The organism is Streptomyces glomeratus (assembly GCF_021462825.1).
In the GTDB taxonomy this organism is placed as follows: Bacteria; Actinomycetota; Actinomycetes; order Streptomycetales; family Streptomycetaceae; genus Streptomyces; species Streptomyces glomeratus.
Genome location: NZ_JAKEEB010000001.1, coordinates 441,289 through 465,635, shown reverse-complemented (window position 1 = coordinate 465,635; position 24,347 = coordinate 441,289). Strand labels below are relative to the sequence as shown.

General features: G+C 72.1%; 20 protein-coding genes. 7 read left to right on the top strand and 13 right to left on the bottom strand.

The genetic code is table 11. The annotated features are described in order from the left end of the window. Nucleotides 1–388 precede the first annotated feature (388 nt). Nucleotides 389–1,396, bottom strand: a complete 1,008-nt coding sequence (locus LZ604_RS02080) for a stage II sporulation protein M (protein WP_234511874.1) — start codon at nucleotides 1,394–1,396, stop codon at nucleotides 389–391. A gap of 131 nt (nucleotides 1,397–1,527) precedes the next feature. Between LZ604_RS02080 and LZ604_RS02075 the strand changes: the two genes are divergently transcribed. After that, nucleotides 1,528–2,568 (top strand): RDD family protein, encoded by a 1,041-nt coding sequence (locus tag LZ604_RS02075; RefSeq protein ID WP_234511872.1) that lies wholly within the window; start codon nucleotides 1,528–1,530, stop codon nucleotides 2,566–2,568. 19 nt (nucleotides 2,569–2,587) lie between these two features. Here the strand turns inward: LZ604_RS02075 and LZ604_RS02070 are convergent, their stop codons facing one another. Further along, the gene (locus tag LZ604_RS02070) at nucleotides 2,588–3,202 is read right to left on the bottom strand and encodes a hypothetical protein (RefSeq protein ID WP_234511870.1); all 615 of its coding nucleotides are present in this window, start codon (nucleotides 3,200–3,202) and stop codon (nucleotides 2,588–2,590) included. 102 nt (nucleotides 3,203–3,304) lie between these two features. After that, nucleotides 3,305–4,762, bottom strand: coding sequence for an adenosylhomocysteinase (gene ahcY / locus LZ604_RS02065; protein WP_234511868.1), 1,458 nt, complete (start codon nucleotides 4,760–4,762; stop codon nucleotides 3,305–3,307). Between the two features lie 512 nt (nucleotides 4,763–5,274). On the opposite strand from ahcY, the gene lepB reads away from it, so the two are divergent. Continuing rightward, nucleotides 5,275–5,943 (top strand): signal peptidase I, encoded by a 669-nt coding sequence (gene lepB, locus LZ604_RS02060; protein WP_234511865.1) that lies wholly within the window; start codon nucleotides 5,275–5,277, stop codon nucleotides 5,941–5,943. 3 nt (nucleotides 5,944–5,946) lie between these two features. On the opposite strand, the gene LZ604_RS02055 is transcribed toward lepB, so the two are convergent. The 6 genes from LZ604_RS02055 to LZ604_RS02030 all read right to left on the bottom strand — a co-directional run bounded on the left by LZ604_RS02055 (nucleotide 5,947) and on the right by LZ604_RS02030 (nucleotide 11,640). Then, nucleotides 5,947–6,924: a cation diffusion facilitator family transporter gene (locus LZ604_RS02055; protein ID WP_234511863.1), complete on the bottom strand. Its 978-nt coding sequence runs from the start codon at nucleotides 6,922–6,924 to the stop codon at nucleotides 5,947–5,949. A 156-nt stretch (nucleotides 6,925–7,080) separates the two neighbouring features. Further along, the gene (manA, locus tag LZ604_RS02050) at nucleotides 7,081–8,232 is read right to left on the bottom strand and encodes a mannose-6-phosphate isomerase, class I (protein ID WP_234511861.1); all 1,152 of its coding nucleotides are present in this window, start codon (nucleotides 8,230–8,232) and stop codon (nucleotides 7,081–7,083) included. Nucleotides 8,233–8,294: 62 nt separating this feature from the next. Further along, nucleotides 8,295–9,422, bottom strand: a complete 1,128-nt coding sequence (locus LZ604_RS02045) for an SIS domain-containing protein (protein ID WP_234511859.1) — start codon at nucleotides 9,420–9,422, stop codon at nucleotides 8,295–8,297. 28 nt (nucleotides 9,423–9,450) lie between these two features. After that, nucleotides 9,451–9,621: a Trm112 family protein gene (locus LZ604_RS02040; protein WP_234511856.1), complete on the bottom strand. Its 171-nt coding sequence runs from the start codon at nucleotides 9,619–9,621 to the stop codon at nucleotides 9,451–9,453. Between the two features lie 145 nt (nucleotides 9,622–9,766). Continuing rightward, nucleotides 9,767–11,128: a phosphomannomutase/phosphoglucomutase gene (locus LZ604_RS02035; RefSeq protein ID WP_234511853.1), complete on the bottom strand. Its 1,362-nt coding sequence runs from the start codon at nucleotides 11,126–11,128 to the stop codon at nucleotides 9,767–9,769. 134 nt (nucleotides 11,129–11,262) lie between these two features. Then, nucleotides 11,263–11,640 (bottom strand): DUF3499 domain-containing protein, encoded by a 378-nt coding sequence (locus LZ604_RS02030; RefSeq protein ID WP_234511851.1) that lies wholly within the window; start codon nucleotides 11,638–11,640, stop codon nucleotides 11,263–11,265. Between the two features lie 388 nt (nucleotides 11,641–12,028). Here LZ604_RS02030 and LZ604_RS02025 point away from each other — a divergent pair, with 388 nt between their 5' ends. Continuing rightward, nucleotides 12,029–12,478, top strand: a complete 450-nt coding sequence (locus LZ604_RS02025) for a metallopeptidase family protein (RefSeq protein ID WP_234511926.1) — start codon at nucleotides 12,029–12,031, stop codon at nucleotides 12,476–12,478. A 52-nt stretch (nucleotides 12,479–12,530) separates the two neighbouring features. Here LZ604_RS02025 and LZ604_RS02020 read toward each other — a convergent pair whose 3' ends face one another. The 3 genes from LZ604_RS02020 to LZ604_RS02010 form a co-directional block, all read right to left on the bottom strand. Continuing rightward, entirely contained in the window at nucleotides 12,531–14,063 is a 1,533-nt protein-coding gene (locus tag LZ604_RS02020) for a DUF5719 family protein (protein ID WP_234511849.1), read from the bottom strand. Continuing rightward, entirely contained in the window at nucleotides 14,060–17,680 is a 3,621-nt protein-coding gene (locus LZ604_RS02015; protein ID WP_234511847.1) for a glycosyltransferase family 2 protein, read from the bottom strand. Before LZ604_RS02015 ends, LZ604_RS02020 begins: the two co-directional genes overlap by 4 nt. 241 nt (nucleotides 17,681–17,921) lie before the next feature. After that, entirely contained in the window at nucleotides 17,922–18,185 is a 264-nt protein-coding gene (locus tag LZ604_RS02010; protein WP_003975777.1) for a WhiB family transcriptional regulator, read from the bottom strand. A 700-nt stretch (nucleotides 18,186–18,885) separates the two neighbouring features. Here LZ604_RS02010 and LZ604_RS02005 point away from each other — a divergent pair. The 4 genes from LZ604_RS02005 (at nucleotide 18,886) to LZ604_RS01990 (ending at nucleotide 22,986) form a co-directional block, all read left to right on the top strand. Beyond that, nucleotides 18,886–19,428 carry a cysteine dioxygenase gene (locus LZ604_RS02005; RefSeq protein ID WP_234511845.1) on the top strand — a complete coding sequence of 181 codons (543 nt, stop codon included), beginning with the start codon at nucleotides 18,886–18,888 and terminating at the stop codon, nucleotides 19,426–19,428. Between the two features lie 127 nt (nucleotides 19,429–19,555). Next, complete coding sequence (gene cofD / locus LZ604_RS02000; protein ID WP_234511843.1) at nucleotides 19,556–20,515, top strand: 2-phospho-L-lactate transferase; 960 nt, start codon at nucleotides 19,556–19,558, stop codon at nucleotides 20,513–20,515. After that, the gene (locus tag LZ604_RS01995) at nucleotides 20,512–21,858 is read left to right on the top strand and encodes a coenzyme F420-0:L-glutamate ligase (RefSeq protein WP_234511840.1); all 1,347 of its coding nucleotides are present in this window, start codon (nucleotides 20,512–20,514) and stop codon (nucleotides 21,856–21,858) included. Before cofD ends, LZ604_RS01995 begins: the two co-directional genes overlap by 4 nt. Nucleotides 21,859–21,984: 126 nt before the next feature. Then, nucleotides 21,985–22,986 (top strand): DNA-3-methyladenine glycosylase family protein, encoded by a 1,002-nt coding sequence (locus tag LZ604_RS01990; protein ID WP_234511837.1) that lies wholly within the window; start codon nucleotides 21,985–21,987, stop codon nucleotides 22,984–22,986. Nucleotides 22,987–23,172: 186 nt separating this feature from the next. Here the strand turns inward: LZ604_RS01990 and manB are convergent, their stop codons facing one another. Continuing rightward, nucleotides 23,173–24,255: a mannose-1-phosphate guanylyltransferase gene (gene manB, locus LZ604_RS01985; protein WP_234511835.1), complete on the bottom strand. Its 1,083-nt coding sequence runs from the start codon at nucleotides 24,253–24,255 to the stop codon at nucleotides 23,173–23,175. Between the last annotated feature and the right edge of the window lie 92 nt (nucleotides 24,256–24,347).

Below are 24,347 nucleotides of genomic sequence, written 5' to 3'. Positions count from 1 at the left end.
CTTCCTTCGTACTCACCCGAGAGACTCTCTCAGGCTTTCCTCCGGGCGCTTCCCTTCGGTGTTTCCGACTCTATCAGACCTTTTCTCGGCCCGATTTCCTCGGCGCTTTCCAGGTTCCCGCTCTCGCGTTTCCCTTTCCGGCTTTCCCGACTTTATCAGAAGTTCCGGAGCCGATTGACCGGCATCCATTTCTGAATCGGGAGGGGCTCCACGGACCCGATGTTCCGGAAGCAGGTAGATGTTCTCAATGTCCCGTGGTGGAGGTCCACCTCCAGGCAACTGTTCGAATCTACCTCCTCGCTCGACCCGTGTCAACGGGTCTTGCGCGGCGAAGAGGAGACTAGCAGGCCAACGGAGCGCGACGCACATCCGACGGGCCGCCTCCGCATCACGCCGCCGTCGGGACGGCCGCGCTGCGCTCGTGCGCCTCCAGGTCGCCCGTGTTGCCGGCCCGTGCCGCGCGGCCGCCCAGGACGAACACGTAGGCAAGAAAGGCCAGCTCAGCGAGGATGCCGATCCCTATTCGCGCCCAGGTCGGAAGGCCGGAAGGGGTCACGAAGCCCTCGATGGCGCCGGACACGAACAGAACGAGGGCGAGGCCGATCGCCATTCCCAGAGCCGCCCGGCCCTCCTCCGCGAGGGCGCTGCGTCGGGTGCGGGGGCCCGGGTCGACGAGGGTCCAGCCGAGTCGCAGACCCGTGCCGGCGGCCACGAAGACGGCCGTCAGCTCCAGGAGTCCGTGCGGAAGGACGAGCCCCAGGAAGGTGTCTAGACGGCCGGCGGAGGACATCAGGCCGATGCCCACTCCCAGGTTCAGCATGTTCTCCAGGAGGATCCAGAGGACCGGGAGCCCCAGGAAGATGCCGAGTACCAGGCACATGGCGGCGGCCTTGGCGTTGTTCGTCCACACCTGGGCGGCGAAGGCGGCAGCGGGATGGCTCGAGTAGTACGTCTCGTACTCCCCGCCGGGGCGGGTCAGACTGCGGAGTTCGCCCGGGGCCGCGATCGCGGACTGGACCTCCGGGTGGGTGCCGATCCACCATCCCAGGAGCGCGGCGATCACCGTGGAGAGCAACGCGGTGGGTACCCACCAGCGGCGCGAGCGGTAGACCGCGGCGGGAAAGCCCTGCGTGAGGAAGCGAGTGACATCGCGCCACGAGGCGCTGCGGGTGCCCGTCACGGCACTGCGGGCTCGTGCCACCAGTTGACTGAGTCGGCCCGTGAGCTGGGGATCCGGCGCACTGGACTGGATCAGCGAGAGATGGGTGGCGGTGCGCTGGTAGAGGGCGACGAGTTCGTCCGCCTCGGCTCCGGTGAGGCGGCGCTGGCGGCGCAGCAGGGCCTCGAGGCGGTCCCACTCGGCGCGGTGGGCGGACACGAACACGTCGAGGTCCATGGGTCGGGCTGCTCCTCGTCCTCTCGTACTGCGTCACGTACTGGGCGTCAGCTTGTCGCACTGGAGCGCGATGCGCCCTCAGCTTGGCAGACTGTCGTATTCCGGGGCGGGTCAGGGGAAGGACGGCGGGCGTGAGTGGACTGGTGACGGGCGAGGCGGTGGCGTTGGAGCTGCGCCCGGCGAAACTGCCGAGCCGAGTGCTTGCGGTGATGCTCGACCTGGTGGTGGCGCTGGCCGCCTATGTGATCGTGATGATCGCCTTTGCCGCGTCGGCGTCCGATCTGGACGAGGCCGCGCAGATCGCGGTGTCGATCGCGGTCTTCATCCTCGTACCCGTGGGCGGACCGATCGCGGTGGAGACCCTGAGCCACGGCCGTTCGCTGGGGAAACTGGCCTGTGGACTGCGTGTGGTGCGCGACGACGGAGGACCGATCCGGTTCCGTCACGCGTTGGTCCGTGGCGCGGTCGGCGTGGTCGAGGTCCTGATGACGTTCGGGGTCGTCGCATGCATCGCCTCGCTGGTGTCGGCCCGGGGCCGCCGCCTCGGGGATGTGTTCGCGGGCACGCTGGTCGTGCGGGAGCGGGTGCCGGCGGGACGTGCGGCCTTCGTGCCCCCGCCGCCGCCCTGGCTTGCCGGGCGGTTCTCCGATCTGGACCTTTCGGCTGTTCCGGACGGGCTGTGGCTGGCGATCCGGCAGTACCTGACGCGTATGCAGTACCTGGATCCGCAGGTGGGCTGGGCGATGGCGGAACGTCTCGCCTCGGATCTCACGGCCCTTACGGAGGCTCCCGCGCCCCACGGAGTCCCGCCGGCCGCCTATCTGGCGGCGGTGGTGCAGGAACGCCAGGCCAGGGAGGCGCGGCGGACGCTCGGCGGCCGGGCTGAGGAGGCTCCCGCCGGGGTGGATTCGCCGGTGCGGGGGATGCCCGAAGGGCACTCTCCGGCACCGCAGGCTCCTGTCCCGCAGCATGGAGGAAGCCCCTGGCAGGCTCCCGGGTCCCACGATGTGGACGATTGGTCCGGCAAGGCCGTCGAGCAGCAGACGTATGGCCGGCCACAGACGTCCGGGCAACCGCAGGCGTCGGCCGCGGGCTCTCGGGATGACCGGCCGCCGACGACGCAGGCAGCGCCGGCGGACCGCCCTGCCACCGGGTTCGCGCCGCCCGCCTGACGGTCCGGCGCCCGTCCCGTCATGTGAACGCCGACGGCGGTGACTCGAGGTGTTCCAGCTCTACACCGGGCGCCGCCAGAACGACGTCACCGGCGATGTGAACGGTGTGCAGCTCCCCTGTGTCCAGGGCTGTGACCTGGTATTCGTCGACGATCAGAGGGTCGTTGTCAGTGGGGTGTGCTTCTCTGTCGATCAGGGCCCAGGACTGGTCCACGGTGCGGGGGGCGAGGACCGGATCGGTGAAGGCGACGAGGCGTACGCGCGTCGCGGCAGAGGAGGGGGTGAGGCGCAGCAGCCGGGCGGTGGCGACGAGGAAGGCGGGGGACGTGCCGGTGAAGGCGTGGGCGGAGACATTGCCTTCGGTGGCATGGGTGCCGGTGGGGTCGCTGCGAACCCAGGTGACGCCGTCCAGGGCGGCGCCCCGTACCTGCCAGCTCGCAGCGTGGAGTTCCAGGCGGATGGGGCGGCCGAGGTCGTCGAGGGCGAGGTCGACGGATCCGGCGTGGTCGCCGGAGGGGGTGGTGAGTTGGGAGACGTAGCGCCAGCCGGAAGGGCCCGGCGCGCACTGGAAGTGTTCTTCGGCGAGGAGGGTGCCGTCGTGCGGATCGTGAAGCGAATATCGGCCGCGGGGCATGGGGGTCCTGGGGTGTGACGGGCTGGTCCGGCCGGTCCCGCCGGTCGGACCGAAGGGGCAGGCCCCCGACACGGGGGTGCGGGGGCCTGCCTCAGTGCATGATCAGTACCGGTAGTGGTCCGGCTTGTACGGGCCCTCGACGTCGACGCCGATGTACGCCGCCTGCTCGGGGCGGAGCGTGGTCAGCTTCACGCCGAGCGCGTCCAGGTGGAGGCGGGCGACCTTCTCGTCGAGGTGCTTGGGCAGCGTGTACACGCCGGTCGGGTATGCGTCGGGCTTGGTGAACAGCTCGATCTGGGCCAGCGTCTGGTCCGCGAAGGAGTTGGACATCACGAACGACGGGTGACCGGTGGCGTTGCCCAGGTTCAGCAGACGGCCCTCGGAGAGAACGATGATCTTCTTGCCGTCGGGGAAGGTCCAGGTGTGGACCTGCGGCTTCACCTCGTCCTTGACGATGCCGGGGACCTTGGCGAGGCCGGCCATGTCGATCTCGTTGTCGAAGTGGCCGATGTTGCCGACGATCGCCTGGTGCTTCATCTTGGCCATGTCCGAGGCCATGATGATGTCCTTGTTTCCGGTCGTGGTGATGAAGATGTCGCCCTTGTCGATGACCTCGTCGAGGGTCGTGACCTGGTAGCCGTCCATGGCGGCCTGAAGCGCGCAGATCGGGTCGATCTCGGTGACGATCACGCGGGCGCCCTGTCCGCGCAGCGACTCCGCGCAGCCCTTGCCCACGTCGCCGTAGCCGCAGACGACCGCGGTCTTGCCGCCGATGAGGACGTCGGTGGCGCGGTTGATGCCGTCGATCAGGGAGTGGCGGCAGCCGTACTTGTTGTCGAACTTCGACTTGGTGACGGCGTCGTTCACGTTGATCGCCGGGAACAGCAGGACACCGTCGCGCTGCATCTCGTACAGACGGTGGACGCCGGTCGTGGTCTCCTCGGTCACACCGCGGATCTCGGAGGCCAGCTGTGTCCACTTCTGGGGGTTCTCGCCCAGGGTGCGGGTCAGCAGCTGGAGGATGACGCGGTGTTCCTCGGACTCGGCGGTCTCGACGGAGGGGACCTTGCCGTCCTTCTCGTACTCGACGCCCTTGTGGACGAGCAGAGTGGCGTCACCACCGTCGTCGAGGATCATGTTCGGACCGCCCGTGGGGGTGTCCGGCCAGGTCAGCGCCTGCTCCGTGCACCACCAGTACTCCTCCAGCGTCTCGCCCTTCCAGGCGAAGACGGGGATGCCCTGGGGGTTGTCGGGGGTGCCGTTCGGGCCGACGGCGATGGCGGCGGCCGCGTGGTCCTGGGTGGAGAAAATGTTGCAGGAGGCCCAGCGGACCTGCGCGCCGAGCGCCGCCAGCGTCTCGATGAGCACGGCGGTCTGGACGGTCATGTGCAGGGAACCGGTGATACGGGCGCCGGCCAGGGGCTGCGCCTCGGCGTACTCCTTGCGGATCGCCATCAGACCGGGCATCTCGTGCTCGGCGAGGGTGATCTCCTTGCGGCCGAATTCGGCCAGGGAGAGGTCGGCGACCTTGAAGTCCTGTCGGTTGTCGACAGTCGTCATTGCGAGGTGCTCCTCGGAGTCGGGTCGAGGTGGGTAGGGCTGGTCTGCGCGGCGGCGGGCACAGGGGTGCCCGAAGGGGACACGGTGATGCCCACGTACGCGCAGCGCAGTCCGTCGGAGGCCCTCTCTCCCTCGGCCGGCCCACGGGGCCGCCCGACCGCCATCAGCAGCGACGTCTGGCTCTGTCCCAAGCTACACCGCGGGACCCGGCCGTCCCCAGTCCGCCTCCGGACACATCGCGGGCCCGGCGGAGCGGACCGCGCGACGTCCCGGGCGGTCCGGCGGAAGCCCGCAAAGCCGTATGAGCAGGGTGTTTCCGTGCTTTTGCGCGCGGACGGCGAGCAAGGCGCCTGCAGTCGGGGACGCTGGACCGGGCGTTCCCGGGCCGCGATCCGTGTGAGGAAGGTGTCAGGCGGAGGGGTCAGGCGGGCGTCGGGCCCGGCGCTCGGGTGTCGCACAGGCTGTCGTTAGCCTCTGCGCGTGCGGATGGGCCGCGCGGGGAGGGGACGGCGATGGGTAAGGGGCGGGGACTGGCGCTCGCGGCATGGCTGACGCTGCCACTGGGGCTGATCTTGTTGGTGGGCTCCCTGCTGTATGTGCGGTCGGCCTATACGGCAGTCACGGTGCGCGGCGGAAGCATGGAGCCCACCTATGGCATCGGCCGGCAGCTCGTCGTGCAGCGGCTGGACGGGGACGAGATACACAGGGGGGATGTCGTCCTCTTCGCGACGCCGGGCCGCTTTTCCGACCAGGCCGTGCTGAAGCGGGTGATCGGGGTGGGCGGCGACCACGTGGTGTGCTGCGGCACGGGCACGGAGGAACGCATCACCGTCAACGGCCGGCCGCTGGTGGAGCCGTATGTGAAGGACGGCATCGCCGACGGTACGCATCGGCCGTATGACGTGAAGGTGCCCGAAGGCCGCTTGTTCGTGCTGGGTGACCACCGCGTCAACTCCATGGACTCACGGTTCTTCGCGACCGACGGCCACCAGGGAACGGTGGCCGTCGGCGATGTGCAGGGGCGCGTCGTCGGGGGTCCGGCCCGGCTTCTGGGCTGGCTCCTGTGCGGGCTGCTCGGACTGGTCCTGGCAGCCACGGGTCTCGGGCTGGGAATCGCCGCCGTGGCGGTGCGCAGAAGGCGGGTCGTCCCGCCCGCGCCGCCGTGGCCGACCCAGGTGTAAGGGTCAGTGACCGGCGGTCCGGTCCGGCCCCCCGGGCGTTGCCTCGGGGTTCGGGCCCTTGGCCGCCTCCGCCTCGCTGTAGATGTCCGGCTCCAGGTAGATGACGCGGGCGATCGGGACGGCGGCGCGGATACGGGCCTCGGCGGCGTTGATCGCGGCGGCGACCTGCGTGGCGGTGTCGTCGTGCTGGACGGCGATCTTGGCGGCGACCAGCAGCTCCTCGGGCCCGAGGTGGAGGGTGCGCATGTGGATGACGCGGGTGACGGTCTCGCCGTCGACGGTCGCCGCCTCGATCTTCCTGACCACGTCCGGGCCGGCGGCCTCGCCGAGGAGCAGGGACTTGGTCTCGGCGGCGAGCACGAGGGCGATCAGGACGAGGAGGAGGCCGATGCAGACGGTGCCGATGCCGTCCCAGATGCCGTCGCCGGTGAGGAGCGCGAGGCCGACACCGCCGAGGGCGAGGACCAGACCGATCAGCGCGCCGAAGTCCTCCAGGAGGACCACGGGCAGCTCGGGCGCCTTGGCGCGGCGGACGAACTGCGCCCAGGACAGCGTTCCGCGCAGTTCGTTGGACTCTTTTATGGCGGTGCGGAAGGAGAAGCCCTCGGCGATCAGCGCGAAGACGAGCACGCCCACCGGCCAGTACCAGTGCTCGACCTGGTGTGGGTGCTGGATCTTCTCGTAGCCCTCGTAGATGGCGAACATGCCGCCGATCGAGAAGAGGACGATCGAGACCAGGAAGGCGTAGATGAAGCGTTCGCGGCCGTAGCCGAAGGGATGCTGCGGGGTGGCCGCGCGCTGGGACCGCTTGCCGCCGATCAGCAGCAGGAACTGGTTGCCGGAGTCGGCGAGCGAGTGGACGCCCTCGGCGAGCATCGAGGACGAGCCGCTGAACGCGAACGCCACGAATTTCGATGCCGCGATCGCGAGGTTGGCGCCGAGTGCCGCCACGATCGCCTTGGTGCCGCCTGACGCGCTCATGTGTTCGCGTTGTCCCTTCGTTGCCGTCCGGCCCTGGCCCGGTCGTACTCGCGTACCCCGGTCCAGTGCTTTGCCCGTCCTTTGCCGGTGGGTCATTGTTGCAGCCGGGTCCGGCGGCGCTGCGCCGGACCGGCCAGGGACGGGGTACGGCCGCGGTCAGGCGACGACGGTGGCCCTGAAGAGCGTGCCCGCTCCGGACACCTGGGTCTGTTCGTCCGCCGGTACGAAGACGGACTGGCCCGGGGAGAGCGGATGGCCGCCGACGCGTACGGAACCGGCCGTGCACAGCAGGATCTGCGGGGTCGGGCGGGTGAGGTCGTGCGGGGCGGCGCCCTCGGGGAGGACGTAGCGGGACAGGCGGAACTCGTCGATCGGGGTCTCGTAGACCTCCTCGCCGTCCGGGGACGCCTCGGGGCGCAGCACGCCGGGGTCGTTCGCCTCGAAGCGGACGACGCGCAGCAGTTCGGGGACGTCGATGTGCTTGGGGGTCAGACCGCAGCGCAGGACGTTGTCGGAGTTGGCCATGATCTCGACGCCGAGGCCGCTCAGATAGGCGTGCGGGACGCCCGCGCCGAGGAAGAGGGCCTCGCCGGGCTGGAGCCGCACGGGGTTGAGCAGCATGGCCGCGATCACGCCCGGGTCGCCGGGGAAGTGGTGGGCGATGTCCGCGTACGCGGCGTAGGCGCCGCCGAGGCGGGCGCAGGCGGCCGCGGCCTCGGTGACCGTGCGGGCCATGTCCTCCGGGTCGGCGGACAGCACGGCGGTGAGGACCTCGCGCAGGGCCGCCTCTTCGGGGTGTGCGTGCAGCAGGTCGACGTAGGGCTTGAGGGAGTCGACGTCGAGGCCCGCGAGCAGGTCGGCGGCCTCGACGGGCGCACGGAAGCCGCACAGGCCGTCGAACTCGGTCAGGGCGCAGATCAGTTCGGGCTTGTGGTTGGCGTCCTTGTAGTTGCGGTGGGGCGCGTCGATGGGGATGCCGCGGCGCTCCTCGTCCGCGTAGCCCTCCTTCGCCTGCTCCAGGTCGGGGTGCACCTGGAGGGAGAGCGGGGCGCCGGCGGCGAGGATCTTCAGCAGGAAGGGCAGCCGGGGGCCGAACTTGGCGACCGTGCGGTCGCCCAGCTCGTGGTCGGGGGACTTTTCGATCACCTCGTTGAGCGGGCCACGCGGGGTGCGCGAGGGTGCGCCCGGGTGGGCGCCCATCCACATCTCCGCCTGTGGCTCACCGGTCGGCTCCACGCCGAGGAGGCGGGGGATGGCGGTGGTCGATCCCCAGGCGTAGGGGCGGACGGTGTTGTCGAGGCGATCCATGGGTGTCTTTTCTCCGTACGTACGCTGTGCGACGGGTACCGGTCAGGTGGCTTGAGCCAAGATCAGGCCCCGGAAGCGAGCGCCACGTAAACAGCGGCGAAATCCGTGATGGCGATCAGTTCCGCAAGGGTCTCCAGCTCGCTGCCGTCCTCCGGCTCCAGCTCGCTGATCGCCGTGTCGTGGCTGAGGGCCAGCTCACGGGCGGCGGGGGCCGCGCTCAGGCCCCCGATGGGGCGGTCCCGCAGCAGTACCACGCGCGCGTGGAGGGCCTGGGCCTCCTCGACGCGGTCCCGGAAGAAGTCCTCGGGGTCGGCACCGGCGGCGAGCGGACCGGAGAGCAGGACGCTGTGCGAGGCGAGTGCCTCGGGCAGCTGCGCGGTGAGCGCGGGGCGACCGGCCAGCTCGGCCAGCGCGGCCGCGAACCGGCGGCCGGCCGGCTCGGCGGAGATTCCCTCGGTCCAGATGACGGGGAGGGACTCCGCCAGCTCGGCGGCGAGGGTCTTGGCGGGGTTGCTGTAGGTGGCGATGGCCGGGCCGCAGCGTTCGGCGACCTGGTCGAGGCGGTCGGCGACCTTCTCCAGGGCGCCGGGCGGCGAGGCGATCAGGCCGGTGCGGTCCAGGAGGGCGAGCAGCGGGGTGAGCAGGGCCCACAGCACGCCGGGCGCGGACGCGGCGAGCGGCTCCTCCTGCTCGTAGGGGGCCGTCGCCATCGGCACGAACAGGCCGTGCGCGCCGCTCACCGCCTCCGTGACCGGGGAACCGGCGGGGGCCACGGCGACGACGGTGCAGCCGCGCCGGTAGGCCTGCTCGACCAGGATCCCGAGGCCCGGTTCGGTGCCGTCGGGCGTGGCGACCAGCAGGAGGTCGACGGGGCCCGCCCAGCCCGGCAGGTCCCAGCGCAGCGCGCCGGCGGCCGGGGCGACACCGGTCGGGTGGATACGGGTGACCGGGCAGGAGGCGCCGGCGAGGGTGCTGAGCAGCTCGGCCACGCCCACGGAGGCGGTGCCGGGGCCCGCGATGAGCAGGGCCCGGGGGCGGCCGTCGGGCTTCAGGTCGTTGATGCCCGCCTCGGCGGCGTGCCGCACCGCGGTGCGGACCCGGGCGCCGGCCTCGGCGGCGCCGCGCAGCAGGGCACGGCGGTCGGCGAGCGCCAGCGCGTCGGGGTCGTCCAGCAGCGATTCGTCGAGCATGAGCGGCAGTCTCCGATCGCCGGGTCCGTCAGTCGGGGCGGCGGGCCTCGTCCACGAGCAGGACCGGGATGCCGTCCCTGACGGGATAGGCGAGGCCGCAGTCCTGACCGGTGCAGACCAGCTCGCTGTCCTCCTCCTTGAGAGGGGCGTGGCACGCCGGGCAGGCGAGGATCTCCAGGAGGCCGGCTTCGAGCGGCATGAGGGGTCCCTTCAAAGCGAGTGCGCTTGGCCTGGTCAGACTACCGCCGAGGGGGGCGGCGTGCGGGGGTTGGGCGGGGCGGCGCGGCCTTGGGGCGCCCCGCTCGCAGGGGACGCCCGCTCCGGCCGTGCCGCGCGGGGTGCGGTCAGCCGCGGATGATGTCCAGGGCCTCGTCGCGGATCTTGGTCATGGTCGCCTCGTCCTTCGCCTCCGCGTTCAGCCGGAGCAGCGGTTCGGTGTTGGACGGGCGGACGTTGAACCACCAGTCCGCGGACGAGACGGTCAGGCCGTCCAGCTCGTCGATGCCGACGCCCTCGTGGCCCTCGTACGCCGCCTTGATCGCGGCCAGGCGGCCCTTCTGGTCGTCGACCGTGGAGTTGATCTCTCCGGAGCCCACATAGCGGTCGTACTCGGCGACCAGCTGCGACAGCGGGCCGTCCTGCCCACCGAGAGCCGCCAGGACGTGGAGCGCGGCCAGCATGCCCGTGTCGGCGTTCCAGAAGTCCTTGAAGTAGTAGTGCGCGGAGTGCTCCCCGCCGAAGATCGCGCCGGTGCGCGCCATCTCGGCCTTGATGAACGAATGGCCCACGCGCGTGCGCACGGGGGTGCCGCCGTGTTCGCGGACGACCTCGGGCACGGACCAGGACGTGATCAGGTTGTGGATGATCGTGCCCTTGCCGCCGTGCTTGGCCAGCTCGCGCCCGGCGACCAGCGCCGTGATCGCGGACGGCGAGACGGGGTCGCCGTGCTCGTCGACGACGAAGCAGCGGTCGGCGTCCCCGTCGAAGGCGATGCCGATGTCCGCGTGCTCCTCGCGCACCCGCTTCTGCAGGTCGACGATGTTCTTCGGGTCGAGCGGGTTGGCCTCGTGGTTCGGGAAGGTGCCGTCCAGCTCGAAGTACATCGGGACCAGGTCGACGGGCAGCCCGGCGAAGACGGTGGGGACGGTGTGGCCGCCCATGCCGTTGCCGGCGTCGACGACCACCTTCAGGGGGCGGATGGTCAGGTCGACGAGGGACCGAAGGTAGGCCGCGTAGTCCTCCAGCGTGTCCCGCTGGGTGACCGTCCCGGGCGTCTGCACGGGCTCCGGCGCGCCCTCGTCCACCCACCGCTCGACCAGGGCGCGGATCTCGGCGAGACCGGTGTCCTGGCCGACCGGGGCGGCACCCGCGCGGCACAGCTTGATGCCGTTGTACTGCGCCGGGTTGTGCGAGGCGGTGAACATGGCGCCCGGCAGGTTCAGCGCGCCCGACGCGTAGTACAGCTGGTCCGTCGAGCACAGGCCGATCTCGGTGACGTCGGCTCCGCGGGCGGCGGCCCCGCGGGCGAATGCGCGCGAGAGTCCCGGGGAGGAGGGCCGCATGTCGTGACCGATCACGATCGCGTCCGCGCCGGTCACCTGGGCGAAGGCCGCCCCGAAGAGTTCGGCCAGCGCCTCGTCCCACTGGTCGGGGACGACACCGCGTACGTCGTACGCCTTCACGATCTGCGACAGATCAGCAGCCACTGCCAACCCTCCTGAGGTCTTGACGATGGCCCCAAACTACCCGCTCAAACGGGTGCCCGGTGGGCTGTCCACCCGCCTCGAAAGGCAGTTCCCACGGAGTTCATACCGGGGCTTCATGGACGCCGCCGGAGGACTCAGTTGTCGGGTGAGCGCAGGACCCTCAGATGGCCCCGGCGCGCAACCTCCATCGGGTCCGCCGTGCGGGCGCTGCCGCCGCCCGCCTCGGCCGCGCGCTGCTGCGGGCGGGCCGCCTCGCGGACCGCGTTGGCGAGCGCCTCCAGGTCGTCACCGCTGGGGCGGGCGGGGGCCGAGCCGTCCAGGAGCCGGACGACCTCCCAGCCGCGCGGTGCGGTCAGGCGTTCGGAGTGCTCGGCACACAGGTCGTAGCAGTGGGGCTCGGCGTAGGTGGCGAGCGGGCCGAGGACCGCGGTCGAGTCGGCGTAGACGTACGTCAGCGTCGCGACGGCGGGTCGGCCGCAAGCGGTGCGCGAACAGCGACGTACAGGGCTCACGACGTTGGACGGTACCGCACTCTTGAGCGGGCCGCGACGACTCTCCCCCAGGTCACTCCACCGTGTCGTGCTGTGAAACACCCCACACGCTCCTCCTGGCCCGCCTGGGTGACCTGCGTGGAGACCTCCGGACCCGACCTCGGGGCCCTCTGAAATCGGTCACCACTTGGTACAAATCTCGTCAATTTTCATGAGGTAGACGGTCTGGGAGGGATATCGGATCGGGCCCAACCTTGGCTGAAATGGTCATCATGCGACATGCGGTACGGCTTCGGCGGACATCCGGCGGCCGGCCCCGGCGAGCCGTCTGGACAGGACGCGGCCCAGGGAGCGCGTGGTCGTGTGGGGCCGGGCGCCGAGCCCGTGCGGGGATTACGCTTCGTCAGTGATGGAGAACGCCGTACCGCCCCGCGCCGCCGCACCCGGGCCCCGCCGCCGTGACCGCCACGGCAGAGGCATGCGCGGCCCCATCGCGCCACCGCAGGTGCCGCTCGCCGCGAGCCGCGCCGAGGCGTTCGCGGATCTGGTGCAGGACTCCGTGGAGCGTCTGGAGCGGCGCTGGCCGCAACTCGCCGACATCGACTTCCTCGTTCTCGAGGTGCCGCGCCTCGACGGCCCCGGCCAGGCGTGGAGCGACGAGGCGGTGCCCCTGGGGGGCACGGTCCCGGCCGGTGACGGGCGCCGGGCGCGTGTCGTCGTCTACCGCCGCCCGGTCGAGATCCGCACCAAGGGCCGCGACGAGCGTGCCGCCCTGGTCCACGAGGTGGTCGTGGAGCAGGTGGCGGAGCTGCTGGGGCTGACTCCGGAGACGGTGGATCCGCGCTACGGCGAGGACTGACCGGCCTTCGGGGCGACGGCCGCTCGCTCCGGGGCGGCGGCCCCTCGGGCCGTCACTTCTTCAGCAGGACGGAGAGGTCCTGATCCGCCTCCGGCACCGCCACCGTCCCCCGGTCGTCGGGAAGGGTCTGCACGGTGAACGCCGGAACGCCCTCAAGGGTCGTCCTGAGCTCACGGGCGCCATAGACGGGCCCTCCGGAGAGCGGCTCGACGGTGAGGGCGTACGTGCCCTTCAGTCCGCTCGGCGCGGGCGCGTCCACGTTCTGCGTCGTACCGCCCTTGATCGTGTACTCCTTGGACATCGCCGTACCGCCGTCGCTGCCCGCGGACGCGGTGACCCTGACCGTGGCCGTGCCGTCCGGGGCGGTCAGCGCGAGCGTGGTCCCCTTGGCGCTGTTGTCGGCGACCGACGCACGGGTGCCGACCGGCGCGGTCGCCGGGATGAACGCGGACTCCTGCTGGGCGCCCTTGCCGCGCACCACCCGCACGGCGGCGACCAGCGGGACCGGGGTGTCGCCGGGGGTCAGCACCAGGGAGCCCGCCTCGCCGCGGGTGACGTCGCCGAGATCGACTGCGGTGGTCATCCCGGCCTTCACATGCAGCGTCTCGTTGCCCGCCGGGGTGATCTGCCCGGAGGGCGAGGCGAGGCGCACCTTGAGGTCGGCGTCGTTGTCGCCCGGCACGAAGGCCACCAGGCGGACGTCCGTGGCGTCCTTGGGGATGCCCGGCAGCACCAGGGAGCCCGCGGGATCCGTCGAGGGGGCCAGCCAGTCGCCGCCCAGCTTGTCGTCGAGGGCCTGCACGGCCGCGGCGACGCGGCCGCTGCGGACGCCCACGTGGACCGTGACGTCGGGCTCCTGGGCGCCGGTGAGCGTGGACAGCAGGATCGGCTCGCTGGAGTGCGGCTGGACGGTGATGCCCTCGCCGACCGTCGACTTGAGGCTGCCGTCCTTGCCGTACAGCTCGATGTCGACGACCGCGGCTGAGTCGTCGGGGTTGGTCAGGTGCACATAGTCGGTGCGGGAGGCGGCGGTGCTCGCTCCCGCGAACCAGAACTCGGTGTCCGGCGCGGAGCAGCCGGTGCCGAGCAGACCGCGGCCCGCGCCCGCGGCGACCTGGGTGGTCTCCTGGACCGTCCAGCCGGGCGCGAGGCTTCCCGTGGCGGTGCCGATCAGCGCGGGCGTGTCGGCACCCGTGGTGTCCCCGGTGACCGGGGTGCCGGGCGCCTTGGGGGTCACGGTGGGCGCGCCGGACTGCTTCTGGCCCTTGCCGCTCTTGCCGTCCTTGCCCTTGCCGTCCTTGCCGGTGTCCGTTCCGTCCGCCGACTGAGCGAGGGCCGCGGCGAGTTGGGCCTTACCGCTGCCGCTCGTACCCTTCGAGACGGGCGTGAACGACGTGTACGTGGTGTCCGCGATGTCGGAGGTGCTCGGCTCGGGGCACAGCAGCCGGGACTGCTCCACGGGCAGCCGGGCGGCCGTCTTCGCGGTACCGCTGCCGGACGCCTCGGGTGCGTCGAGGGCGGCGAATCCGGTGACGGCGGCGAGTGCGGTCACTGCGGCGATCAGGGACAGGGTCGTGCGGTTCACTGCTGGCTCCCGTCGGGGCGCTCACTGTCGGTGCCGTGCGCCGGGTCGTACGGCGCGGCGTAGCCCTGGGTGTACGTCGGGTCGTACGGCGCCGTGTTCCCGTAGCCGTACGGGTCGTACTGGGCGCCCTGGTAAGGGTCGGCCGGGTAGGACTGCTGCTCGTACGGGCCCTGCGCGTACTCCTGGGTGCCCTGGTACTGCTCGCCGCCGTACGTGCCGTACTCGGTGCCCGCGTAGCCCGCCGTGTCCCACTCCCCGTAGGCGTGCTGCTGCGGGATCGCCACGGGCTCGAAGGCCTCCTCCTCGCCCGGGGGCGGAGCGCCGGTGTCCTGTTCCGCGCCTTCCGCCTCGGCCTGGGCGCGCAGCCGGCGGGCCCGGCGGCCCTCGCCGGCGGTGTCCTGTGCGGCCACGGCCGGCTCCTCGGGGAGGTCGTCGTCGATGTCCCGGCGGCGGCCGGGCAGGGCGAGCACCACGAGGACGACGGCGAGCGCGCCCTGCGCCCACAGCCAGGAGGTGTGGCCGAACGGGGTGTTGTACGTGACGTCCAACGTGCCGCCCGATGCGGGCAGTTCGAAGCCCTGGGCCCATCCGTCGACCGTGGTGCGGGTGAGCGGCCTGCCGTCCAGGGAAGCGGTCCAGCCCGCGTCGGCGGTGTCGGCGATCCGCAGAACACGGCCACCCGTGCCGGACGGGATCTTGGTGTGGATGTCGACGGGTCCGGCCGCGACGGGCCGCGGTGCGGCCGAGCCGGTGACGATCGCGGCGCGGGAGACCTCCCGGTCCACCCGCCACAGGGCGCTGCCGTCCTGCTGGCTGAGCCGGGACAGACCGGGTGTGGCGTCCAGGACCCGGCTGACCTCCCGGGGGGCGCCCTTGCGCACGAGGACGTACCGCACGGCGAAGCCGCCCAGTTCGTCGGCCTGGTCGGCACCCGAGCCCGCGACCAGGTTGGCGACGACCTTGTCGAGCCGCTTGTTCTCACCGTCCTCGGCGGCGAGTTCACCGTCGCCGAGGCGGGCGCCGGAGCCGCGGACCAGGGTGTAGCCCACGCGCGCGGTGGACTCGCCGTCGAGAACGAGGGTGCGGGCCTGGTCGCTGGTGCCGCCCTCCTCGGCGACGAACGCGGGCACCTGGACGGGATCGCGCCGCTCCACGGGCCCGTCCGCGCCGCGGATCATCCATCCCGCGGCGATGAGCAGGGGCCCGGCCGCGGACGCGAACGCGATGAGCGCTGCCACGGGCTGCCGCCAGCCGAAGCTCTGCTCGGCCACCCGGTCGCGTGCGCCGTCCGCGCCGATCGCGGCGGCGGACAGCAGCGCCAGGCCGTAGACGAGGGTCGCCGGTCCGGCCCAGGCCGAGCCGTTGGAGAGGACCGCGAAGACGAGCCCCACCAGAGCGGCCGCCCACGCCGTCCAGACGCCTCTGTGGCGCTCGGCGCGCATCAGGGCCGCCAGCGCGGCCAGGACGATGCCGATGAGCATCAGCCCGCTGACCGTGCCGGGGCCGCCGGGGCTCGCGCCCAGCAGGTCGGAGGCGGAGGCCGCACTCTTGCCGTAGGCGAGACCCGCCTCCCGGAAGAAGCCGTGGGGCAGCAGCGTGAGCGACCAGGGGGCGAGCACCAGCAGCGGGGTGCCCAACTGGGCGAGGAGGCGCGGCGCGTAGGCGAGGAGGTCGTTCCGGCGCACGGCGAGCAGGGAGAGGCCCAGGACCACCGCGATCGGCCACACGATCGGCGTGAACGCGGTGGTGATCGTCAGCAGCAGCGCGTAGGCCCAGGTGGCGCGCCAGCTGCCGCGCGCGCCGGAGGCATGGGCGAGCCCGGCGGCCGCGATGCCCGCGCGCGCGAGGAGCGGCAGCAGGACGGCGAGGACCGCGGTGCCGATGCGGCCTCCGGCGAGGGCGCCGGTGGCGGCGGGCAGGAAGGCGTACACGACGGACGCCCAGGCGCGCAGCAGCCGGGACTCGACGAGCGGACGCGAGGCGAAGTAGGCGGTGAATCCGGCCAGTGGCACCGAGCAGACGAGCAGCACTGTCACCGCGAGTCCGGTGGAGCCGAAGAGGAGGCTCGCGAGCAGGGCGACGAGGGCGATGTAGGGCGGCGCGGACCGCGTGCCGCCGGCGCCCACCGGATGCCAGGCGTCCAGATAGCGCGACCACAGCTCGGAGGAGTCGGCGGGGGCGGGGAGCAGCGCGCCGCCGGCGAGCGCGCCACCGCCGAGCAGGGCGCGGCAGGCGACGAGCGAGACGAGCAGGAGGACGAGGAAGAGCACCGGGCCGGGTTTGCGGGCGATGCGCTTGAGCCGGGCGAACTGCTCGACCTGCAGGAAGTCGGCGTCGTCGCCGCCCGGTCCGGATTCCAGGCCGCCGCCGTGCCGGCCGGCCGAGGAGACCTCGGGGTCGGAGCGGCCCACCAGATTGCTCGCGACCTGTTCGACGGTGGCGCGGACGGTCGCCCCGGGCGGCGGGAACAGCGGGCGCAGTTCGCCCTTGTCGACCTGGGGGCGGCCGCGTCGGCGGCGCCCGGCGATGATCCGCTCCGGCCGCAGCAGGATTCCCAGCAGGCCGCGGATCTCGTCGACGGCCTGCCCGGGCACCTTGCCGACCAGGTACGCGACCGTGCGCAGCAGGGTGCCGAGGACCAGGCGGAGCAGGACCCAGGGCAGCTGTGCCGTACGGGCGTTGACGAGGAGGGTGTAGACGGCGCCCGCCTTGTCCACCTTGTGCGGGGATGCCGTGGTGCGGCCCGCGCAGTCGACGGTGCGGCGCTCGCGGGAGGCTGCCTCCGCGTGCCGTACGACCGCGTCGGGGGCGACCAGGACGCGGTGGCCGGCGGCATGGGCGCGCCAGCACAGGTCGACGTCGTCGCGCATCAGGGGCAGGTGCCGGTCGAAACCGCCGAGCTGCTCGAAGACATCGCGCCGGATCAGCATGCCGGCCGTCGACACGGACAGCACCGGGCGGACGTGGTCGTGCTGGCCCTGGTCCTGTTCGCGGCGGTCCAGACCGGTCCAGCGACGGCCGGAGTTGGCGATGCTGACGCCGACCTCGAGGAGCTGCCGGCGGTCGTACCAGCCGCGTAGCTTGGGGCCGACGACGGCCACGTCGTCGCGGCCCAGCTCCCGTTCGTTGTCCACGATCCGCAGCAGCTGGGCCAATGCGTCGGGCTCGGGGGCGCAGTCGTCGTGCAGGAGCCACAGCCACTGCACCGGCTCGCCGTGCGGCAGCTCGGGCAGGTCGTACGCCTCGTCGTGCCAGCTGCGGGTGACGGGGTCCCAGCCGCTGGGGCGCCTGAGGTAGGGCAGGTCGTCCGGGGTCAGCACGGCCGCGGTGCGGTTCGCCTCCTCGACGGCCTGGCCGAAGCCGGTGCGCCGGGCGAGGTGCAGTACACGGTCGCCGCCGAGGGCGTCGGTGAGCAGTTGGGCGGAGTCGTCGGCGCTGCCGGTGTCGGCCGCCACGGCGTTCTGCACGGGGCGCTCCTGACCGAGCAGCCCGGCGAGCGCGTCGGGCAGCCAGCGGGCGCCGTCGTGGGCGACGAGGACCGCGGTGACCACGTGACGCGGGAACTCAGGTGTGGCAGCGGTGTCTTGGTGGGCTGCCGTATGGCTGTGCACGGACATCGAGGTACGGGCCCCGGTTCGATGGACTGCGGTGGACGCCTGTGCCCACCGGGGGCAGCGGGACGTCTCGGACGAGCGACCACACTATCGGCTGGGCAGCACAGCGGCCCGCCGCCTGTGGATAACCCACCTGCGACGGGCCGTCATGGCGTCTGGGCGGCAGGCCGGGGCCGCTGTCCGCGCAAAGGGCGCCGGAGACCGATGTCCGGGAGAGGGTGCCGGAGATCTCCCCCGGCCCGCGTCAGACCGCGGCCTTCTTGAGGCGGCGGCGCTCACGTTCGGACAGACCGCCCCAAATGCCGAAGCGCTCGTCGTTGGCGAGCGCGTATTCGAGGCACTCCGAGCGGACCTCGCAGGCGAGGCAGACCTTCTTGGCCTCGCGGGTGGAGCCGCCCTTCTCGGGAAAGAAGGACTCGGGGTCGGTCTGGGCGCACAGCGCGCGCTCCTGCCAGCCGAGTTCCTCGTCCGCGTCGTCGACCAGCAGTTGCTGCACCAGCTCGGTCATGTGCGCCCCTCGTCAGTCTTTCGCGTCCCCGTGATGTAGCCGTTACCGATTTCGGCTGAACGACACGAGTGAAATTACAAGTGTGCCGATCCGGGCCAGTCAAGCCGAGATCTGCTATTGGGCCCCTTATTCACTCTGCGGAACCAAGGCTATGCGGAAAGTGTTCAAATCGGCATAAACCCAGACACCTCGCAGGGCTCCAGGCGGGCCGCCACCCCGTCACAGGGGAGGACGTCCGCGCGTTCGATCCCGTTCCGACGCGAACCACGAAGCGAACCGGATCACAGTCCGATCACGAGATCGCAACGAGGTTCGTGCGCCCGGTGGTGCGCTCCATGTGTCCCGCACCCCCCATGAACAAACCTTTCATCTGTCAGAAGAACCGGATGAGGTGAAACAGCTCGCACATTCCGGCTCTCAAGTTGACAGAGAAGGTGTGAGCCGATGTCCTAGAGGGCATGCTCGCGAACTCGGCACTCACCCAGACCCGCTCCGCCGGGTCCCACGGTGCTGCCCGCGCTCGCTGTAGCTGTTGCTGTCTCGGCTGTTGAGCCCGTCTTCCCGCTCCGGCCGCCCCTGAGTCCACCCGACTCGGCTGTTGTTCCCCGCCCGCACCAGGGCTCCCGCCACGCCCGTGACCCGGGCGGACGACTCGCGAAACCAGCCGCCCCCGCACTCTCGCCGAGGAACCACCGCACCCATGAACAGCGACAGCGACCTGCAGATCGCCGGCGACATCCTGGAAGTGCCGCACCTGCTCCAGCCGCCGCGCGAGCACCCGGCCACCGTGGCCGAGTTCGCCGGCCTCGCCCGTTCCATCGCCGCCGACCGCTCCCGGTGGGAGCACCTCGTGCGGTACGACGCGACCTCCCGCTGGTACCACCGGCTGAGCACCGGGCCCGGCTACGAGGTGTGGCTGCTGTCCTGGGTCCCCGGGCAGGGCAGCGGGCTGCACGACCACGGGCGTTCGTCCGGCGTGCTGACCGTCCTGCACGGCGCACTGACCGAGCGCACGGAGCGCGGCACCCGCGCGTTGGGCGCGGGGGCGCAGAGGGTTTTCGCTCCCGGATACGTGCACGAAGTGGTGAACGACGCCCTCGAGCCGGCGGTGAGCCTGCACATCTACTACCCGGGCCTGACCGAGATGCCGATGCTCTCCCCGTCCCGGGTCCGGGCGGCCGGGGGAGCCCCCGTCTCGGCGTGCACGGCGGAGCACGGCCCCGTGGACACGCTCACCGCCTGAGCACGGCGGCCGTCCACGACGTCCACACCCCCGCGCGCGTGGTCACAGCCGCCTGGCAGGCCTGCCCACCCGTCATCCCCGGCCACCGCCGCTCAACGAGTCGGCGTGCGGCTGACACACTGTTCCAATGCGCATTGTGGTTCTGGCAGGCGGCATCGGCGGTGCCCGGTTTCTGCGTGGTCTGAAGCGGGCCGTGCCCGACGCGGACATCACGGTCATCGGCAACACCGGCGACGACATCCACCTCTTCGGGCTGAAGGTCTGCCCGGACCTCGACACGGTGATGTACACGCTCGGCGGCGGTATCAACGAGGAACAGGGCTGGGGCCGGGCCGACGAGACCTTCCATCTCAAGGAGGAGCTCTCGGCGTACGGCGTGGGGCCGGAGTGGTTCGGCCTCGGCGACCGCGACTTCGCCACGCACATCGTGCGGACGCAGATGCTGGGCGCGGGCTATCCGCTCAGCGCCGTCACCGAGGCGCTGTGCGACCGCTGGAAGCCCGGGGTCCGGCTGCTTCCCATGTCGGACGACCGCGTGGAGACCCATGTCGCCGTCGAGCTGGACGGCGAGCGCAAGGCGATCCACTTCCAGGAGTACTGGGTGCGGCTGCGGGCCTCCGTCCCGGCCGAGGCGGTCGTACCGGTCGGAGCCGAGCAGGCGAAGCCCGCCCCGGGCGTCCTTGAGGCCATCGCCGGGGCGGACGTCGTGCTCTTCCCGCCGTCCAACCCGGTGGTGTCCGTCGGCACGATCCTCGCGGTGCCCGGCATCCGGGAGGCCATCGCCGACGCCGGGGTGCCGGTGGTCGGCCTCTCCCCCATCGTCGGTGACGCGCCCGTGCGCGGCATGGCCGACAAGGTGCTCGCGGCGGTCGGTGTCGAGTCGACGGCCGCGGCGGTCGCCGAGCACTACGGCTCCGGGCTGCTGGACGGCTGGCTCGTCGACACCGTGGACGCGGCCGCGGTGGAGCGTGTGGAGGCCGCGGGCATCCGCTGCCGCGCGGTACCGCTGATGATGACCGACCTGGAGGCGACGACCCGGATGGCCCGCGAGGCACTGGCGCTGGCGGAGGAGGTGCGAGGCGCTTGAGCGGCGGGTTTTCCGGGGGTGAGGGCGCGGGCGGGGCGGCCGGTGGTGTGCCCGGTTACCGTGTGTGGGCCGTGCCCGGGCTGCCCGAGATCCACGAGGGCGACGATCTCGCCAAGGTCATCGCGATGGCGGAGCCCGGGCTCGCCGACGGCGACGTGCTCCTCGTCACCTCGAAGATCGTGTCCAAGGCCGAGGGCCGCGTCGTCCGCGCGGACGACCGCGAGGCCGCCATCGACGCCGAGACGGTGCGGGTCGTGGCCCGGCGCGGACCGCTCCGGATCGTCGAGAACCGGCAGGGCCTGGTGATGGCCGCGGCCGGCGTCGACGCCTCCAACACCCCCGCCGGGACCGTGCTGTTGCTGCCGGAGGATCCCGATGCCTCCGCGCGGGCGGTCCGGGACGGGCTGCGGGACACGCTCGGCGTCGAGGTCGGCGTGATCGTCACGGACACCTTCGGAAGGCCGTGGCGCACGGGACTCACCGATGTGGCGATCGGGGCCGCGGGCGTACGGGTGCTGGACGACCTGCGCGGCGGCACGGACGCGCACGGCAATCCGCTGAGCGCGACCGTCGTCGCCACCGCCGACGAACTGGCCGCGGCCGGCGACCTGGTCAAGGGCAAGGCCGCCGGTCTGCCCGTCGCCGTCGTGCGCGGGCTGCCGCACATGGTGGCGGCGGACGACGGCGAGGGTGCGCGGGCCATGGTGCGCGGCGCACGCGACGACATGTTCCGGCTGGGCACGTCCGAAGCCGTCCGGGAGGCCGTGACCCAGCGGCGCACGGTGCGGGCGTTCAGCGACGAGCCCGTCGACCCCGGCGCCGTACGACGCGCGGTGGCGGCCGCCGTGACCGCGCCGGCGCCGCACCACACGACGCCGTGGCGTTTCGTGCTCCTGGAGTCCGAGCAGGCGCGGACGCGACTGCTGGACGCCATGCGCGAGGCATGGATCGCCGATCTGCGGCGGGACGGCAAGACCGAGGAGTCGATCGCGAAGCGGATCCGGCGCGGCGACGTGCTGCGCAACGCGCCGTATCTCGTGGTGCCCTGCATGGTCATGGACGGCTCCCACACGTACGGCGACACGCGGCGGGACGCCGCCGAGCGGGAGATGTTCGTGGTCGCCACCGGCGCGGGCGTGCAGAACCTCCTGGTCGCGCTCGCCGGGGAGCGGCTGGGATCGGCATGGGTGTCGTCGACGATGTTCTGCCGTGACGTCGTACGCGAGGTGCTGGGGCTGCCGGAGACCTGGGAGCCGATGGGCGCCGTGGCGGTGGGACATCCGGCCGAGGAGCCGAGGCCCCGGCCGCAGCGGGATCCGGGGGCGTTCATCGAGGTGCGCTGAGCGCGCGGAGCGCCGGGTGCGGGTCGCCGCATCCGGCCATGGGAGGCGATGTGCGGACCTGCACCCCCCGAGGGGCCGCGTCGGCTCTACTCTCTTAAGACACCCCGTATCACTAGGACCCCCACCGTGGCCGGACGCTTTCCTCCCCGCCCCACCCCCACGACCCTGCGCGGTGGGGATGTCGTCGTACCCACAGGTGTGCCGCGGCAGGTCACGGCGCCGGGCCGGCGGCGGACCTGGACCCCGCCCGGTCCGCTGGACCTCGGACTGGTGCTGGGACCGCTGCGGCGCGGACCCGGTGATCCCACCTTCCGGGCCACCCCGGACGGCTCGGTGTGGCGGGCCAGTCACACACCTCAGGGGCCGGGCACCCTGCGGGTCGCCCTGCGGTCCGGGATCGCCGAGGCGGAGGCCTGGGGGCCCGGGGCCGAGTGGCTGCTGGACCAACTGCCCGAGATGCTCGGCGCGTCGGACGACCCCGGCGCCTTCGAGCCGCGGCACCGGCTGCTCGCGCTGGTGTGGAAGCGGCGCCCCGGGCTGCGGCTGGCCCGAACGGGCCTGGTCCTGGAGTCGCTGATCCCGTCGGTCCTGGAGCAGAAGGTCACCACGGACGAGGCGTACCGGGCCTGGCGGCTGCTGGTACGGAAGTTCGGGGAACCGGCACCCGGTCCCGCGCCTGGGCGGATGCATGCGATGCCGGCCCCGCGCACCTGGGCGCTGATCCCGTCGTGGGAATGGCACCGCGCCGGCGTCGACGACAAGCGGGCGTCGACGATCCTCCGGGCGGTGCGGGTGGCGGCGCGGCTGGAGCAGACGACGGGGATGGAGCCGGCCGAGGCGCAGGCGCGGCTCGAGGTGGTGCCGGGGATCGGGCCGTGGACCTCCGCGGAGACCGTGCAGCGCAGTCATGGAGCGGCGGACTCGGTGACCGTCGGGGATCTGCATCTGCCGGGGATCGTGGGATACGCCCTCGCGGGGGACCGGCATGCCGACGACGAGGTGATGCTGTCGTTGCTGGAGCCGTACGCGGGGCAGCGGCACCGGGCCGCGCGGCTGATCCTGCTGAGCGGCCGCGTACCGCCGCGACGGGCCCCGCGGATGCGGCGCGGGGACATCGGGCGGTTGTAAGGGACATTCGGCGAGGGTCGGCAGGGGACATCGGGCGAGGAACCGGTAAGGGCCGGGTAAGGACGGTGTTCTGCCCGCCCTCGCCCGGCCCTCACTGGTCTTTACCGGCCCTCATGGCCCTTTACCGGTCCCGCCGGTCCTTCCGGTCCCGCCGGTCACTACCTGCCCCGCCGGTCCCGCCGTTCCTCACTGGTCCGACGAGAAGCGCACAGCGCCCGCGGGGATCCTCGCGTCGCACCAGACCCGTACCCCGTCACGGAGTTCGTTGTCCGCGCCGACCACCGCGCCGTCGCCGATGACCGCGCCCGTGAGCACCGAGCGTTCGCCGATCCGCGAGCGCGCGCCGATCAGGGAGTCGGTGATGACCGCACCCGGTTCCACCACCGCGCCGGAGAGCAGCGTGCTGCCGGAGATCCGGGCACCCTCCCCGACGAACGCCCCCTCGCCCACCACCGTGCCGCCCGTCAGCTTCGCGTCCGTGGCGACCGACGCCGTCGGCAGGATCAGGCGGTCGCCGCAGCGGCCGGGCACCGCGGGCGACGGGGCGCGGCCCAGCACCAGGTCCGCCGAGCCGCGCACAAAGGCGGCCGGAGTGCCCAGGTCGAGCCAGTACGTCGAGTCCACCATGCCCTGCAGATGGGCTCCGGCGGCCAGGAGACCGGGGAAGGTCTCCCGCTCCACCGAGACCGGGCGGCCCACCGGGATGGTGTCGATGACCGAACGGCGGAACACGTACGCCCCGGCGTTGATCTGGTCGGTGACGATCTCCTCGGGCGTCTGCGGCTTCTCCAGGAACGCGGTGACCCGGCCCGACTCGTCCGTGGGGACCAGGCCGTACGCCCTCGGGTCCGTCACCTTCGTGAGGTGGAGGGAGACGTCCGCGCCCGTCGACTCGTGGGTGTGCACCAGGGCGCGGATGTCCAGGCCCGTGAGGATGTCACCGTTGAAGATCAGGATCGGGTCGTCGGGGCCCGAGTGGAGGCGGCCGGCCACATTGCGGATGGCGCCGCCCGTGCCGAGCGGCTCCTCCTCCGTCACGTACTCCAGCCGGAGGCCGAGGGCCGAACCGTCACCGAAGTACGGCTCGAACACCTCGGCGAGGTAGGAGGTGGCGAGCACGATGTGCTCGACCCCCGCCGCCCTGGCCCGCGCCAGCTGGTGCGTGAGGAAAGGGACCCCGGCCGCCGGAACCATGGGCTTGGGGGTGTGCACCGTGAGCGGGCGTAGCCGGGTGCCTCTACCGCCGACCAGGAGGATCGCTTCTGTCACCTGTCGTCTCTGCTTCCTGCCGGGACCGGCCGAACTGTCCATCGGCCGGCCAGTGTATGCAGACCCTGTTATGAGGACCGCTAAAGGCGTTA

What these genes read in the sequence shown, in the direction of transcription:
- LZ604_RS02080 (WP_234511874.1), bottom strand. Translation starts at nt 1,396, where the DNA reads ATGGACCTCGACGTGTTCGTGTCCGCCCACCGCGCCGAGTGGGACCGC.
- LZ604_RS02070 (WP_234511870.1), bottom strand. Translation starts at nt 3,202, where the DNA reads ATGCCCCGCGGCCGATATTCGCTTCACGATCCGCACGACGGCACCCTC.
- ahcY (WP_234511868.1), bottom strand. Translation starts at nt 4,762, where the DNA reads ATGACGACTGTCGACAACCGACAGGACTTCAAGGTCGCCGACCTCTCC.
- lepB (WP_234511865.1), top strand. Translation starts at nt 5,275, where the DNA reads ATGGGTAAGGGGCGGGGACTGGCGCTCGCGGCATGGCTGACGCTGCCA.
- LZ604_RS02055 (WP_234511863.1), bottom strand. Translation starts at nt 6,924, where the DNA reads ATGAGCGCGTCAGGCGGCACCAAGGCGATCGTGGCGGCACTCGGCGCC.
- manA (WP_234511861.1), bottom strand. Translation starts at nt 8,232, where the DNA reads ATGGATCGCCTCGACAACACCGTCCGCCCCTACGCCTGGGGATCGACC.
- LZ604_RS02045 (WP_234511859.1), bottom strand. Translation starts at nt 9,422, where the DNA reads ATGCTCGACGAATCGCTGCTGGACGACCCCGACGCGCTGGCGCTCGCC.
- LZ604_RS02040 (WP_234511856.1), bottom strand. Translation starts at nt 9,621, where the DNA reads ATGCCGCTCGAAGCCGGCCTCCTGGAGATCCTCGCCTGCCCGGCGTGC.
- LZ604_RS02025 (WP_234511926.1), top strand. Translation starts at nt 12,029, where the DNA reads ATGGAGAACGCCGTACCGCCCCGCGCCGCCGCACCCGGGCCCCGCCGC.
- LZ604_RS02015 (WP_234511847.1), bottom strand. Translation starts at nt 17,680, where the DNA reads ATGTCCGTGCACAGCCATACGGCAGCCCACCAAGACACCGCTGCCACA.
- LZ604_RS02010 (WP_003975777.1), bottom strand. Translation starts at nt 18,185, where the DNA reads ATGACCGAGCTGGTGCAGCAACTGCTGGTCGACGACGCGGACGAGGAA.
- LZ604_RS02005 (WP_234511845.1), top strand. Translation starts at nt 18,886, where the DNA reads ATGAACAGCGACAGCGACCTGCAGATCGCCGGCGACATCCTGGAAGTG.
- cofD (WP_234511843.1), top strand. Translation starts at nt 19,556, where the DNA reads ATGCGCATTGTGGTTCTGGCAGGCGGCATCGGCGGTGCCCGGTTTCTG.